Annotated in this window: 8 protein-coding genes; 5 read left to right on the top strand and 3 right to left on the bottom strand. The window is 64.0% G+C overall.

The window, feature by feature from the left end; translation table 11 throughout:
* Positions 1 to 188: 188 nt before the first annotated feature.
* From MKZ91_RS06815 to MKZ91_RS06800, 4 genes are all read left to right on the top strand, one after another.
* Positions 189 to 1,970 carry an acyl-CoA dehydrogenase gene (locus MKZ91_RS06815; RefSeq protein WP_336169308.1) on the top strand — a complete coding sequence of 594 codons (1,782 nt, stop codon included), beginning with the start codon at positions 189 to 191 and terminating at the stop codon, positions 1,968 to 1,970.
* An 11-nt stretch (positions 1,971 to 1,981) separates the two neighbouring features.
* Positions 1,982 to 2,734: a crotonase/enoyl-CoA hydratase family protein gene (locus MKZ91_RS06810; protein WP_336169306.1), complete on the top strand. Its 753-nt coding sequence runs from the start codon at positions 1,982 to 1,984 to the stop codon at positions 2,732 to 2,734.
* 367 nt (positions 2,735 to 3,101) lie between these two features.
* The gene (mcpU, locus tag MKZ91_RS06805; protein WP_442892208.1) at positions 3,102 to 5,201 is read left to right on the top strand and encodes a methyl-accepting chemotaxis protein McpU; all 2,100 of its coding nucleotides are present in this window, start codon (positions 3,102 to 3,104) and stop codon (positions 5,199 to 5,201) included.
* Between the two features lie 285 nt (positions 5,202 to 5,486).
* Positions 5,487 to 7,691 (top strand): methyl-accepting chemotaxis protein, encoded by a 2,205-nt coding sequence (locus MKZ91_RS06800; RefSeq protein WP_336169305.1) that lies wholly within the window; start codon positions 5,487 to 5,489, stop codon positions 7,689 to 7,691.
* Positions 7,692 to 7,805: 114 nt separating this feature from the next.
* Here the strand turns inward: MKZ91_RS06800 and MKZ91_RS06795 are convergent, their stop codons facing one another.
* Both MKZ91_RS06795 and MKZ91_RS06790 read right to left on the bottom strand, forming a co-directional pair.
* A complete protein-coding gene (locus MKZ91_RS06795; protein WP_336169303.1) occupies positions 7,806 to 9,056 on the bottom strand; it encodes a class I SAM-dependent RNA methyltransferase in 1,251 nt (416 codons plus the stop codon).
* Complete coding sequence (locus MKZ91_RS06790) at positions 9,053 to 9,823, bottom strand: TlyA family RNA methyltransferase (RefSeq protein ID WP_336169302.1); 771 nt, start codon at positions 9,821 to 9,823, stop codon at positions 9,053 to 9,055. Before MKZ91_RS06790 ends, MKZ91_RS06795 begins: the two co-directional genes overlap by 4 nt.
* A gap of 245 nt (positions 9,824 to 10,068) precedes the next feature.
* Between MKZ91_RS06790 and MKZ91_RS06785 the strand changes: the two genes are divergently transcribed.
* Positions 10,069 to 12,279 (top strand): methyl-accepting chemotaxis protein, encoded by a 2,211-nt coding sequence (locus MKZ91_RS06785; RefSeq protein ID WP_336169300.1) that lies wholly within the window; start codon positions 10,069 to 10,071, stop codon positions 12,277 to 12,279.
* Between the two features lie 73 nt (positions 12,280 to 12,352).
* Here MKZ91_RS06785 and dxs read toward each other — a convergent pair whose 3' ends face one another.
* Entirely contained in the window at positions 12,353 to 14,266 is a 1,914-nt protein-coding gene (gene dxs / locus MKZ91_RS06780) for a 1-deoxy-D-xylulose-5-phosphate synthase (RefSeq protein ID WP_336169411.1), read from the bottom strand.
* Positions 14,267 to 14,434 lie beyond the last annotated feature (168 nt).

The following is a 14,434-nucleotide window of genomic DNA, read 5'->3' as shown; positions in this document are numbered from 1 at the left end:
TGAACGCCTTGGCGAGAGCCTTGAACCTTGGCTTCTATGCCTGCTTGATGACAGTTTTGTTACAGTCGGGCGCCGCTTCCTTCTCGGGATGGCATGCAGGATTGACGTTGACGTTTACGTAAAAATCAATAGTGTTCGGCGCAACGAGGAAGCGCTCTCACGCACCTTGGCTATCTGGGAGGATCATCATGTACAAGGCACCCGTCGACGAGATCGCGTTCACGCTGAAACACGTGGCAGGCATGGGCGAGGCGCTCAACTCCGGTGCGCTCGGCGAGCTCGGCGAAGACGTGGTCGATGCCATCCTGTCGGAAGCCGGCCGTTTCGCGACCGATGAGGTCGCGCCGCTCGGCGATGTCGGCGACAAGCAGGGTTCGCGTCTGGTCGACGGCAAGGTTCAGACGCCGGATGGCTGGCGCGACCTCTACCACAACTGGATCGGCGGTGGCTGGAACGGTCTGACGGCGCCCGAAGAGTTCGGCGGCCAGAACCTGCCGCACATGCTGCACGTCGCCGCCATGGAGATGTGGAATGCTGGGTCCATGGCCTTTGCACTTGGGCCCACGCTGACGATGGGTGCGGTCGAGGCGCTGGAAAAGCACGGTTCAGAGACACTGAAGGCCACCTATCTGCCGAAGATGGTCTCGGGCGAATGGACCGGCACCATGAACCTGACCGAACCGCATGCCGGCTCCGACCTCGGTGTCTTGAAGACCCGCGCCGAGCGCCATGGCGACGGCACTTACCGCATCTTCGGCCAGAAGATCTTCATCACCTGGGGCGAACACGATTTTACCGACAACATCATCCATCTGGTGCTGGCACGGCTTCCCGATGCACCGGCAGGCACGCGCGGCATCTCGCTGTTCCTGGTGCCGAAGTTCCTGGTCAATGCAGATGGTTCGCTTGGCGAACGCAACGACCTCTTCTGCCATTCGCTGGAACACAAGCTCGGCATCCACGGCTCGCCGACCTGCACGATGATCTATGGCGACGGCAAGTTCGGCGCTGAGAAGGGCGCGATCGGCTACCTGATCGGCGAGGAAAATCGTGGTCTTGCCTGCATGTTCACCATGATGAACAACGCCCGCCTTGCCGTCGGCATGCAGGGTGTGGCCATTGCCGACGCCGCCACCCAGAAGGCGATCGCCTTTGCCAAGGAACGCACCCAGGGCAAGGCGCCGGGCTGGACGGGGCAGGGCATGAGCCCGATCATCGAGCATCCCGACGTCGCCCGCACGCTCCTGACGATGAAGGCGCTGACGCAGGGCTCGCGCGCGATCTCCTATGCCTGCGCCCACGCCGTCGACATGACGCATGCTGCCGAAGGCGAAAAGGCGAAGTTCTGGCAGGAGCGCTCCAGCCTGCTGACGCCGATCGCCAAATCCTTCTCGACCGACGCCGGCGTCGACGTCGCCTCGATGGGTATCCAGGTCCATGGCGGCATGGGCTTCATCGAGGAAACCGGTGCTGCCCGCTACCTGCGCGATGCCCGCATCGCCCCGATCTATGAGGGCACCAACGGCATCCAGGCGATCGACCTCGTCACCCGCAAGTTGCCGCTCTCCGATGGGGCGCATGTGCGTGGCTTCATCGCAGAACTGCGCGAGATCGCGACAGCCGTGCGCGCCTCGAACCGCGAGGGTTTCGGCGAAACGGCCGCACGTCTCGATGCCGCTTTCAACGATCTCTCCGAGGCAACCGAGTGGCTGATTGCAGCGACCGCCGGCGGCAAGATCGCTGAGGCCCTGGCCGGCGCCACGGCCTACCAGCGCCTGTTCGGCCTGGCGCTCACCGGCGCCTATCTCGCCAAGGGCGGTCTCGCCGAAGTGGCCGATGGCAAGGAAGACCAGCGCATCGCGCTCTGCCGCTTCACCGCGGAAAACCTCTTGGCGGAAACTGCCGCCCTGAAGGATCGTGTCGTCAACGGTGCCGACAGCCTCGCCGTCGCCCGCGCCGTTCTGGCTTGAGAGGAAGACCCATGACCGACCACGTGCTCATCGAACGGCCGGAAGCCTATCCCGGCGTCCAGGTGATCCGCTTCAACCGGCCGGAAAAGAAGAACGCCATCACCCGCGACATGTACGCGAAGATGACCAATGCGCTGACCGTCGCTTCAAGCGATCCGGCGGTGCGCGCGACCGCTTTCCTCGGTACCGATGGTTGTTTTTCCGCCGGTAACGACATGGCCGATTTCCTTGCCTTTGCCATGGGCGGTTCCATGGGCATGGAAGTGATCGAGTTCCTGAAGGCGCTCGCCACCGCGGCCAAGCCGATCGTCTCTGGCGTCGACGGCTTGGCGATCGGCATCGGAACGACCATCCATCTCCACTGCGACCTGACGATCTCGTCGGAGCGTTCGGTGTTCAAGACGCCCTTCGTCGATCTGGCGCTGGTGCCGGAAGCGGCCTCGAGCCTGATCGCGCCGCGCATCATGGGCCACCAGCGGGCTTTCGCGCTTCTCGCCGCAGGTGAGCCACTGACTGCTCGTGAAGCGGTTGACGCGGGACTGATCTGGAAGATCGTCGCGCAGGATGCGGTGGAGGAAGAAACGCTGGCGCTCGCCGGGCGCCTTGCCAAGAAGCCGCCGGAAGCGCTTCGCATCGCCCGCGATCTCGTGCGCGGCGACCGCAGCGACGTTTTGGCTCGGATCGACGAGGAGGCGAAGCACTTTGCCGCGCAACTGAAGAGCGCCGAAGCGCGGGCCGCCTTCGAGGCCTTCATGCGTCGCTAGGGCTTCTGCCCTCAGGAAACGGCCTGCAATCACCAAGTCGGGTGCCCTCGTGGCGCCCGTTTTGCGTTCGGGGGCAAGCGCTTAGCCGATCGACGGTAAAGATCTTGTTTCCGCCGGCATCGCGAACTTGCATGTGTCAATTTTAATCGCTTCTTAAATAGCAATCGCTAGCGTGCGGCGCGATAGGCCTACCCTCATTCGGGTGGTCCCCCAGCCGCATGAAGCATGGCTGGCTCCGCCTTCTGGCATGTTCAACGTTTTCCGTAGACGTCTGCGCTCCGTCAACCTGACGGGCGACCGGTGCTGCGCGAAAATTATCGAGAGCTCATGTCCGGCGGTCGCCGCCGGCACCCATTGGGAGCCCAACTTGTCCAAGCGATCGAACCTCATGACGCGCATCCTCGTTGCCGCGTCTTGTGTCGTCGTCGGCGCCTTTGCCGGCTTTTCCGTTTATATCGACACGCTGCAGCGTGGCACCACCACCAAGGCCGTCGAGGAGAACATTGCCTCCTCCGGCACGCAGGCCGCTCAAAGCGTCGCCAAGTGGCTGAACGGCCGCGTCACGCTGACCGCAATGGTGGGCGACGCCACCGGCAACGTCGCGGACGACAATGCCATCCAGCCTATCCTCAAGAACGACGTGTTGACCAGCGAGTTCATGTCGACCTATGTCGGCAACGAAAGCGGCAAGTTCATCACCTGGCCTGACAATCCGATGCCCGCCGGCTACGATCCGCGCCAGCGCCCCTGGTACCAGCAGGCCGTCAAGGCCGACGCCCGCGTCCTGACCGAGCCCTATGTCGACGCCTCGAGCGGCGCGCTGATCATCAGCGCCGCCGTGCCGGTCAAGCGCGACGGCAAGCTCTATGGCGTTGCTGCCAGCGACTTCTCGCTCGACACGCTGGTCGCGATGATCAAGGGTGTCGACGTCGGCGGCGAAGGCTTCGCCTTCCTCGCCAGCAAGGACGGCCAGATTCTCGTTCACCCCGATGCCAAGCTCGTCACCAAGTCACTCGCCGACGCCTTCCCGACCGACACGCCGTCGATCGGCTCCGGCATCATGCACACCGAACTCGGTGGCAAGCCCATGCTGGTGAGCTTTGTTCCGGTGCAGGGTCTGCCCTCGGTCGAATGGTATGTCGGTTTCGTCATCGACGCGGACGCCGCTTACTCCGCGATCGACCAGTTCCGCATCGCCGCCACGATCGCCACCATTCTCGCCGTCGGCGTGATGATCGTCTTCCTTGCGACCTTCCTCAACCGTCTGGTCATCCGTCCGGTGACTGACATGACCGGCGCGATGGACAAGCTCGCTTCGGGCAACCACAACGTCGAAATCCCCGGCGAAGATCGTACCGACCAGATCGGTTCGATGGCCGCAGCCGTTGCCGTCTTCAAGTCTAACGCGGTCGAGCGTGCCCGTCTGGAAAGCGAAGCGGACGCCAACCGGTCGCTGTCGGAGCGCGAGCGTCTGGAGCGCGAAGCGCAGAAGGCGCGTGATGCAGCTGACATCCAGCAGGCCGTCGATGGGCTGGCGACCGGCCTTGGCCGTCTTGCCGAGGGCGATCTCGCCTACCGCATCGACAACCCGTTCGCCGATCGTCTCGATCGTCTGCGCGCCGACTTCAACAACTCGGTCGCCAAGCTGCACGACACGCTCCGTGCGGTTGGCGCCAACGCCCGCGGCATCGATGCCGGTGCCTCGGAAATCCGCTCGGCCGCCGACGATCTTGCCCGCCGCACCGAGCAGCAGGCAGCCTCCGTCGAGGAGACCGCAGCGGCACTCGAAGAGATCACCACGACGGTCAAGGACTCTGCCCGCCGCGCCGAGGAAGTCGGCGCGCTCGTTGCCCGCACCCGCGCCGGTGCGGAGAAATCCGGCGAGGTCGTTGCCAATGCCGTCGAGGCGATGCATGCGATCGAGAAGTCGTCCGGAGAAATCTCCAACATCATCGGCGTCATCGACGACATCGCCTTCCAGACCAACCTGCTGGCACTCAATGCCGGCGTCGAAGCGGCGCGTGCCGGTGAAGCCGGCAAGGGCTTTGCCGTCGTCGCCCAGGAAGTGCGCGAACTCGCACAGCGTTCGGCCAATGCCGCAAAAGAGATCAAGGCACTGATCACCACCTCGGGCAACCAGGTACGCAACGGCGTGACGCTCGTCGGCGACACCGGCAAGGCACTGGAGACGATCGTTGCCGAAGTCCAGGAGATCAACAAGCATGTAAGCGCGATCGTGACCGCGACACGCGAACAGTCGACCGGTCTTCAGGAGATCAACACGGCGGTCAACACCATGGACCAGGGCACGCAGCAGAACGCGGCCATGGTCGAGGAACAGACGGCGGCAAGCCACGGTCTCGCGTCCGAAGCCGCCTCGCTCAATGCGCTGCTGGCCCAGTTCAATCTCGGCGAAACGCAGGGCACATACGTCGCTGCCAGCACCCAACGTCGCCGGGCAGCATAGTCTCCGCAGCCATCGAGCAAGCAAAAGGTCCGGGAAACCGGGCCTTTTCTTTGCGCGCTACATCAAGATTCTCAGCTTTCATTGCAAGATCACGAATGAGACGCTTGTTTCTTAAGCATTGATAAAGCGGTCGCGCATACCGTTTCTTCGCTGCGAAATGACTTCGCTCGCACGTCGCCGCTCCGCATTCTGTCTCGCGATGTGTTCCAGACACCTGTCCCAATGCTCGCAATGAATGTTTTGGCCGCGCACGACCGAACGGTTGAAGCGCGAGGGAGACGTACGGTGATCCTTAAGACTGCAACGGCAAGAAACATGTTTGCCATCGTGATGACCGGCCTTTTGACCTCGATGGTCACCGCCGCCGTTGTCTTCTGGCTGTCCTACCAGCAACTGCGTGAGCGCAGCATCGCCGAGATGACCAATGCGGCATCCGCAAGTGCCCGCAGTGTCGAGACGAAGTTTGCCGAGGCAAAGACGCTCGCCAACAACATCCGCTCCGCGCTCTATGCGGTGAAGGGCACTGGTGAGCCGTCGCGCGCCGAAATCGAAACCCTGATGAAACGCTGGATCGTCGACAACCCGCTCGCCGTCGGCATGAGCACCGGTTGGGAGCCGAACGCCTTTGACGGCAAGGATGCGGAGTATGTCGGAAAGACCGGCCACGACGCGACCGGCCGTTTCGTCCCCTATATCGCCCGCTCCGGCGACAAGGTGATCCATGAGCCGCTCGCCGACTACGACAAGCCGGGTCCGGGCGACTACTACCAGATTCCGAAGAAGACCGGCCTCGACATGGTCACCGAGCCCTATGTCTACCCGATCAACGGCAAGGACGTGCTGATGACCTCGATCATGGTGCCGCTCAAGAAGGACGGCGCCTTCGTCGGCGTGGTCGGCGTCGACATGGCGCTCGGCGAACTGTCGACCGAACTCGGCAAGCTGAAGCCCTTCGGCACCGGCTTCGTGTCGCTCCTGAGCAAGGACGGCAACATCATCAGTCACCCGGACGCCAACGTGCTCGGTAAGGTGCTGAAGGACAGCCCGCTGCAGGCGGAAGGTTGGGGGCAGCTTCTGGCAAGCACCGGCCATGCCTTCGTGCTGAAACACACCGATGGCAGCGAACATCTCGCAGTCGCCGTGCCCGTCAACCTGTTGCCGGATACTGTCTGGTATGTCGTGGTCTCTGTCCCCGAGGCGACGGTCTTCGCCGGACTGTCGCAGCTCGCGATGATCTCGATTGTCGTCATTGCCGTAGCCGCCGCGATCATGATCCTCGTCGGCTGGACGCTTGCCAGCCGCTTCCGCAAGCGCGTCGCGGGCGTCATCGGCGTGACCGGCCAGATCGCTGCCGGCGAGACCGATGTCGACCTGTCCGAGGCCGAGCGCAAGGACGAGATCGGCGACCTTGCCCGCTCGCTGCGGGTTCTGCGCGATGCGACGATCGCCAAGATGCAGCTCGAAAGCGAAGCGGATGCCAACCGCTCGCTGTCGGAGCGCGAGCGTCTGGAGCGCGAGACGCAGAAGGCGCGTGACGCAGCTGACATCCAGCAGGCCGTCGATGGGCTGGCGACCGGCCTTGGCCGTCTTGCCGAGGGCGATCTCGCCTACCGCATCGACAACCCGTTCGCCGATCGTCTCGATCGTCTGCGCGCCGACTTCAACAACTCGGTCGCCAAGCTGCACGACACGCTCCGTGCGGTTGGCGCCAACGCCCGCGGCATCGATGCCGGTGCCTCGGAAATCCGCTCGGCCGCCGACGATCTTGCCCGCCGCACCGAGCAGCAGGCAGCCTCCGTCGAGGAGACCGCAGCGGCACTCGAAGAGATCACCACGACGGTCAAGGACTCTGCCCGCCGTGCCGAGGAAGTCGGCGCGCTCGTTGCCCGCACCCGCGCCGGTGCGGAGAAATCCGGCGAGGTCGTTGCCAATGCCGTCGAGGCGATGCATGCGATCGAGAAGTCGTCCGGAGAAATCTCCAACATCATCGGCGTCATCGACGACATCGCCTTCCAGACCAACCTGCTGGCGCTCAACGCCGGCGTCGAAGCCGCGCGTGCCGGTGAAGCCGGCAAGGGCTTTGCCGTCGTCGCCCAGGAAGTGCGCGAACTCGCCCAGCGTTCGGCCAATGCCGCAAAAGAGATCAAGGCGCTGATCACCACCTCGGGCAACCAGGTGAGGAGCGGTGTCAGCTTGGTGGGCGACACCGGCAAGGCGCTGGAAACGATCGTTGCCGAGGTCCAGGAGATCAACCGGCACGTGAGCGCGATCGTCACGGCGACACGCGAACAGTCGACCGGCCTTCAGGAGATCAACACCGCGGTCAACACCATGGACCAGGGCACGCAGCAGAACGCGGCAATGGTCGAGGAACAGACGGCGGCAAGCCACGGTCTCGCCTCCGAAGCCGCCTCGCTCAACGCGCTGCTTGCCCAGTTCAATCTCGGTGAAACGACGACCGCAAGCGGCGGGCGTCGTCGCGCGGCTTGAGCGGAGTTTGGCTGTCTCGGCCAGTGTGTAGAAACAAAGGCTTAGGCATATCGCCGTGACTCAAAACGGCAAGCGCTTCAAGTCAAACGGAAAGGCCCGGAAAACCGGGCCTTTTCATTTCTCCAGCGTCACCACCGCCTCGACATGGGCAGACCACAGGAACTGGTCGATGGGCGTCACCGAAGTGATTCGGTAGCCGGCGGTGGTCAGGATCGAAAGGTCGCGGGCAAGCGTGATCGGGTTGCAGGAGACGGCGACGACCTTCTTGACGCCGGAACGTGCGATCTCGTGACATTGCGTCTCGGCGCCGGCGCGCGGCGGATCAAAGACGATGGCGTCATAGACCTTCAGTTCCTGTGCCATGACCGGACGGCGGAAGAGGTCGCGCTTCTCGATGGTCACGGGTTTGAGCCCTTGCGTGTTGCGGGCGGCGAGATCGAGCGCCTTCAGCGCCTTGTCCTCGCCCTCGACCGCATGCACCCGCGCCTTGCGAGCGATCCGCAGTGCGAAGGTGCCGCAGCCGGCAAAGAGATCGGCGACGCGTTTGGCCTTGCCGAGATGATCGAGCACCAGCTTGGCCATTGCCTCTTCGGCCTCTGCCGTCGCCTGGGTAAAGCTGCCGGGTGGCGGCGAAACGGAAACACCGCCGAAATCGATCACCGGCTTTACCGGTTCGACGATGATTTCGCCATTGAGGCTCACGCGGGCGATGCCGCTCTCGCCGAGCACCGCTTCGACGGTGCGACGGCGCTCGCGATCGTCAAGCTTCTTGATACCGTCGACAGCGAGATCGAGACCAGACAATGTTTCGAGCACGGTGATGCGGAATGGCTCGGCATTCACCGCCATCGCGGCGCCTATCTTGGCGATGGTCGCGAGCTTCGAGACGATGCCCGGGCTCGCGATCGGACATTCCGAAATCGCGACGATATGGTGGCTTTCCGCCTGGTTGAAGCCGAGAAGCAGCTCCTTTTCGGTCTTGCGGGCGGTAAACACCGCGCGGCGGCGCTGGCCCGGCTCAGCCGTGATCAGCGGCGCCACCTCCGGCTTCAGTCCCTTGGACTTCAGGGCGGCGATAACGAGGTCGCGCTTGAAACCATGATAGAGCGTGTCCGACGCATGCTGCAGCGTGCAGCCACCGCAGGTGCCGTTGACGCCGTCAGGTCCGAAGTGCCGACAGTGCGGCTCGACGCGCTCGGGCGACGCTTCCCGGAGCGAGATCAGCGTGCCGTGCGACTTGTTGACGGCCAGCGCAACACTCTCGCCGGGCAGGGTGAAGGGCGCGTAGATCGGCCCATCGGGGCCGTCAGCGATACCGTCGCCCTGGGCGCCCAGCCGCTTGATGGTGACGGCCTCGGTGCTCATGGCTTTTTACCCGCGAGCAGGAACTCGACATTACCGTCGCCGCCGGCAATCGGCGAGGGGATGAGGCCAAGGCTCTGCCAGCCCATGTCCTCGACAAGCCAACGCTCGAGTTCGGCGGCAACCGCCGGCGCACTGTCGGGATCCTTGAGCAGGCCCGCCTTGCTGATCGCGTCACGCCCCGCCTCGAACTGCGGCTTGACCAGCAGGATGCAGTGCGCGCCCGGAAGCGCCATGTCGAGTGCCGGCGGCAGCGCAAGCTTCAGCGAGATGAACGAGACGTCGGAGACAACGAAGGTGACTTCGCGGTTGCCGATGTCGTCCTCTGTCATGGCGCGGGCGTTGAGACCCTCGATGCTCGTCACACGCTCGTCTTCGGCGACACGCGGATGGATCTGGCCATGGCCGACGTCGATGGCAACCACATGCTCGGCGCCGCGCTTCAAGAGCACCTCGGTGAAGCCGCCAGTCGAGGCGCCGATATCGAGACAGCTTTCGCCCGCGGGATCGAGCGCGAAGTGATCGAGCGCTGCGACAAGCTTCAAGGCCGCACGCGAGACATAATCCTGCGCCGGGTCCTCGATGGTAATTGTTACGCTCTCGGCAAACATGGACGCGGCCTTGGTGACCGTGCGGCCGTCGACCTTGACGGTGCCGCGCTGGATTGCGTCACGGGCGCGGGCACGGCTGGCGACCAGTCCCGTGTTCAGCAGCAGCTGGTCGAGACGGACGCGGTTCTTGTGTTCTTCATTCTGACGATCTTCTGACATGTGTTTCTCATGGCGACTTGCCGCCGCAATGGCAAGCCCCCCGCGCTCGGAGCAACGGCCTGCCTTGGGCTCAACTTTTAGGAAACCCTAAAAAACAGGGGAATATTCACCTATCCTTAAATGATGGGTGCGAATTTGCTCTGATGTCGCACCTGCATGATGCAGGACCTCCGCCCCTCGCCGGAACTCCCGACAAAACCTGATTTTTTCCTCACCTGACGCCTTTGGGCGCAAGGAGTTGCTGCATGCCGCGCTTTCACCTCAGGCTTTCCCATCGCATCGGTCTGCTCGTGCCGATCGCCGTCGCTGGTATCCTCGCGATCGTCGCGATTTTCGTCGTGGAGAAACGGATCGAGGAGGGTTACCGCCATAAGGTCGAGGTCCACCGAGATGCCGAGCGCACCTTGCTGACGCTGGAGGTGCAGTTCCTGCAGACCCGCCGCGCGGAAAAGGACTTCCTGCTGCGGAGGGAAGACAAGTACGCCGCGTCCCATGCCGAAACCGCCGCGCAGGCCCAGGAGACCATGACTGCTCTTGGCAAACTGCTCGACAGTTCGTCGACCCGTCAGCAGCTTCAGACCATCTCCGAGGGCTACGCCAGCTACCTGAAGGCTTTCGGGGCCGTCGCCGAAGCCAATCGCACGCTTGGTCTCGATCCGGCCAACGGCAAGGAAGGCGCGATGCGCGCTGCCGTGCACGCGATCGAGGAACTGCTGAAGCCGGTGAAGGACAAGGGGCTGAAGGCGAGCATGCTGACCATGCGCCGGCACGAGAAGGACTTCATCATGCGCCGCGACCACAAATACGTCGAGAAGCACGCGGCTGAAGTGAAGTCCTTCGCCGCGACCCCGGCGGAAGCGTTCGGCGGTGCCGAGGTGCAGGGCAAGATCCTGACCGCACTCAATGACTATGCCGCAGCCTTCAACGACTATGCGGCGCTCGCCGAAGGCGAGTCCGAGCTGCGCTCGGCAATGTCGAAGGCCTTCGCGGACGTCGAGCCGGTTTTTGAACAGATGTCGGGTGTCATCGAGAACGAAAAGGCCGAAGCCGAAACGCAGAGCGTTGCCACGCAGAAATCGATCGAGGCGATCGCGCTTGCGGCAGTACTCGCCGCCATCGCCGTGATCGCCGCGACGGTCTTCCTGGTCGGCCGCACGATCTCCCGGCCGATTGTTGCAACGACCCGCGCGATGACACGTCTTGCCGAGGGCGACGTCGCGTCCTCGATCCCCTATGCCGGCCGCAAGGATGAGATCGGCGAGATGGCCGGTGCCGTGGAGATCTTCCGCCAGGCTGCCATCGCCAATCGCCGGCTGGAGGCCGAAGCAGCGGAAAACCGGGAGCGCGCCGAGGCTGAACGCATCCGCCTGCAACAGGAAGCGGAAGCCGCTGCACAGGCGCGCCTGGTTCAGGCAACCTCTGGCCTTGCCGGCGGTCTCCGCCGCCTGGCCGCCGGCGATCTTGCCTTCCAGCTCAACGAACCTTTCGCGCCCGATTTTGAACAGTTGCGCCAAGACCTCAACCAGGCCGTCGCCCAGCTCGGCGATGCCTTGTCGGCTGTTGCCGATAGCAGCCGGTCGATCGACGGTGGTTCGCGCGAAATCAGCGAGAGCGCGGATGACCTGTCGCGCCGCACGGAGCAGCAGGCGGCTGCCCTTGAGGAGTCGGCAGCCGCACTCGACGAGATCACCGCCAACGTCACCAACTCGACCAAGCGGGCGGAGGAAGCCCGGCACGTCGCCGCCGAAGCCAATGCAAGTGCTGCCAAGTCCGGAAGTGTCGTTGCGGACGCAGTCGAGGCCATGCGCCGGATCGAGCATTCATCCGGCCAGATTTCCAACATCATCGGTGTCATCGACGAGATTGCCTTCCAGACCAACCTGCTCGCCCTCAACGCTGGCGTCGAAGCGGCGCGCGCCGGAGAAGCCGGCAAGGGGTTCGCTGTTGTTGCCCAGGAAGTCCGTGAGCTTGCCCAGCGCTCGGCACAAGCCGCCAAGGAAATCAAGGAGTTGATCCGCAACTCGAGCGTGGAGGTCGAAGGTGGCGTCCGGCTGGTGCGCGACACCGGAGCGGCGCTGCAGGCGATCGGCGATCATGTCGCGACCATCAACGAACATATGAGCGCGATCGCCGTTTCGGCACGGGAACAGTCCGTGGGCCTTAGCGAAGTCAACACCGCCGTCAACCAGATGGACCAGGTGACGCAGAAGAACGCAGCGATGGTCGAGGAGGCGAATGCGGCGAGCGCCCAGCTCGCCAACGAAGCCGTCCGACTGCGTGAGCTGATTACGGGCTTCACGCTGCCCGGCAGCGCCCGCGTTGCAACGACCACCGAGCTGCGCACGGTCGCCCGTGCGATGGCTGCACCCGCCGCGACCGCGCCGCGCTCCAGCCACGCCCGCCCCCTGTCTCGCGGCAATGCCGCGGTGGCGCAGGACGACTGGCAGGAATTCTGATCGATACCGCTGACAACGAAAAACCCCGGTCTTGAGCCGGGGTTTTTCGTTTCAGATTGGTCTGCGAGGGGGCTTAGCCGGCCGCGCCGATGCCGATATCCTGTTTCTGGCCGAGCGCCTTAAAGACGGTCGAGACGATGCCGGCGCGGTCGAGGCCGGCGGCGGCATACATGGCCTCCGGCTTGGCCTGTTCCATCCAGATGTCGGGCATGACCATCGGGCGGACCTTGAGGTCGCCGTCGAGCAGGCCGTCTTCGGCGAGGAACTGCAGCACGTGGCTGGCAAAGCCGCCAACGGCACCTTCCTCGATAGTGATCAGCACCTCGTGGTTGCGGGCAAGATCACGGATGAGGTCATGGTCGAGCGGCTTTGCAAAGCGCGCATCGGCGACCGTGGTCGAAAGCCCGGCGGCATCGAGATCCTCGGCGGCCATCAGACAGTCGGCCAGGCGGGTGCCGAACGATAGAAGCGCGACCTTGGAACCCTGCTTGACGACGCGGCCCTTGCCGATCTCGAGGATCTCTCCACGTTCCGGCATTTCGACGCCGACACCTTCGCCGCGCGGATAGCGGAACGAGATCGGGCCAGCGTCATAGGCGGCAGCGGTGCGCACCATATGCTTCAATTCTGCTTCGTCGGCGGCCGCCATCACAACGAAGCCAGGAAGTGTCGCGAGATAGGTCGTGTCGAACGAACCCGCATGCGTCGGTCCGTCGGCGCCGACGAAGCCGGCACGGTCGATCGGGAAGCGGACGGGCAAGCCCTGGATGGCGACATCGTGCACCACCTGGTCGTAGCCGCGCTGCAGGAAGGTCGAATAGAGCGCTGCGAACGGCTTGTAGCCCTCGGCGGCAAGGCCTGCGGCAAAGGTGACGGCGTGCTGTTCGGCAATGCCGACGTCGAAGCAGCGCGACGGATGCACCTTGGCGAACTTGTCGAGCCCGGTGCCGGACGGCATGGCGGCGGTGACCGCAACGATCTTGTCGTCGAAGCCGGCTTCCTGTGTCAGCGCATCGGCGAAAACGGAGGTGTAGGCCGGCGCATTCGGCTTGGCCTTCGCCTGGGCGCCGGTGATGACGTCGAACTTGTTGACGCCGTGATACTTGTCGGCGGCGGCTTCTGCCGGCGGATAGCCCTTGCCCTTCTGCGTCACTACGTGGATCAGCACCGGGCCCTTGGCGTTGTCGCGCACGTTGCGCAGCACCGGCAAAAGGTGGTCGAAGGAATGCCCGTCGATCGGGCCGATATGGTAGAAGCCCATCTCTTCAAACAGCGTGCCGCCGGTGACGTAGCCGCGGGCATGCTCGACCGCGCGGGTGATGGCGCGGTCCACCGTCTTGCCGAGATAGGCGGTCAACTTCTTGCCGACCTCGCGGATGCCCATATAGGTGCGGCCCGAGGCAAGGCGCGCCAGATAGGCGCTCATCGCGCCGGTCGGCGGCGCGATCGACATGTCGTTGTCGTTGAGGATGACGATCAGCCGGGCGTCGAGCGCGCCGGCATTGTTGAGCGCCTCATAGGCCATGCCGGCCGAAAGCGCACCGTCGCCGATGACGGCGATGACATTGCGGTTCTTGCCATCGAGATCGGCGGCGACCGCCATGCCGAGGCCGGCGGAAATCGAGGTCGAGGAGTGCGCAGCGCCGAAGGGATCGTACTCGCTCTCGGCGCGGCGGGTAAAGCCGGAGAGACCGCCTTCCTGCCGCAGCGTGCGGATGCGGTCGCGGCGGCCGGTCAGGATCTTGTGCGGATAGCACTGGTGGCCGACGTCGAAGATCAGCCGGTCATGCGGGGTATTGAACACCTTGTGGATGGCAATCGTCAGCTCGACGACGCCAAGACCGGCGCCAAGGTGGCCGCCGGTGCGCGATACCGCGTCGATCATTTCTGCCCGGACTTCTCCGGCGAGCTGGGGCAGATCCTTGTCGTCGATCTTCTTCAGATCGTCAGGATAGGTCACCTTGTCGAGCAAGGGAGTAGCCGGCATCGGATTGGTTGGCAGTTGTGTCACGCTGCATGCCTCATGCGCGCCCCAAAGGTCGGGCGCGCGATAGTTGGTGGGTACCGTCGAAGCGGCTCTTTAGACGCAATCGTTGCTGAATGCAAAATTAGGCGTTCCTGCGTCGTGGACCAAGAGACTAGCGCATGATTCTGT

This window comes from Ensifer sp. MJa1 (genome assembly GCF_037026475.1).
GTDB lineage: Bacteria > Pseudomonadota > Alphaproteobacteria > Rhizobiales > Rhizobiaceae > Ensifer.
This window is presented reverse-complemented; position numbering and strand designations above follow the sequence as displayed.

Coding starts and splice junctions, on each gene's coding strand:
- MKZ91_RS06815 (WP_336169308.1), top strand. CDS start 189: ATGTACAAGGCACCCGTCGACGAGATCGCGTTCACGCTGAAACACGTG.
- MKZ91_RS06810 (WP_336169306.1), top strand. CDS start 1,982: ATGACCGACCACGTGCTCATCGAACGGCCGGAAGCCTATCCCGGCGTC.
- MKZ91_RS06795 (WP_336169303.1), bottom strand. CDS start 9,056: ATGAGCACCGAGGCCGTCACCATCAAGCGGCTGGGCGCCCAGGGCGAC.
- MKZ91_RS06790 (WP_336169302.1), bottom strand. CDS start 9,823: ATGTCAGAAGATCGTCAGAATGAAGAACACAAGAACCGCGTCCGTCTC.
- MKZ91_RS06785 (WP_336169300.1), top strand. CDS start 10,069: ATGCCGCGCTTTCACCTCAGGCTTTCCCATCGCATCGGTCTGCTCGTG.
- dxs (WP_336169411.1), bottom strand. CDS start 14,266: ATGCCGGCTACTCCCTTGCTCGACAAGGTGACCTATCCTGACGATCTG.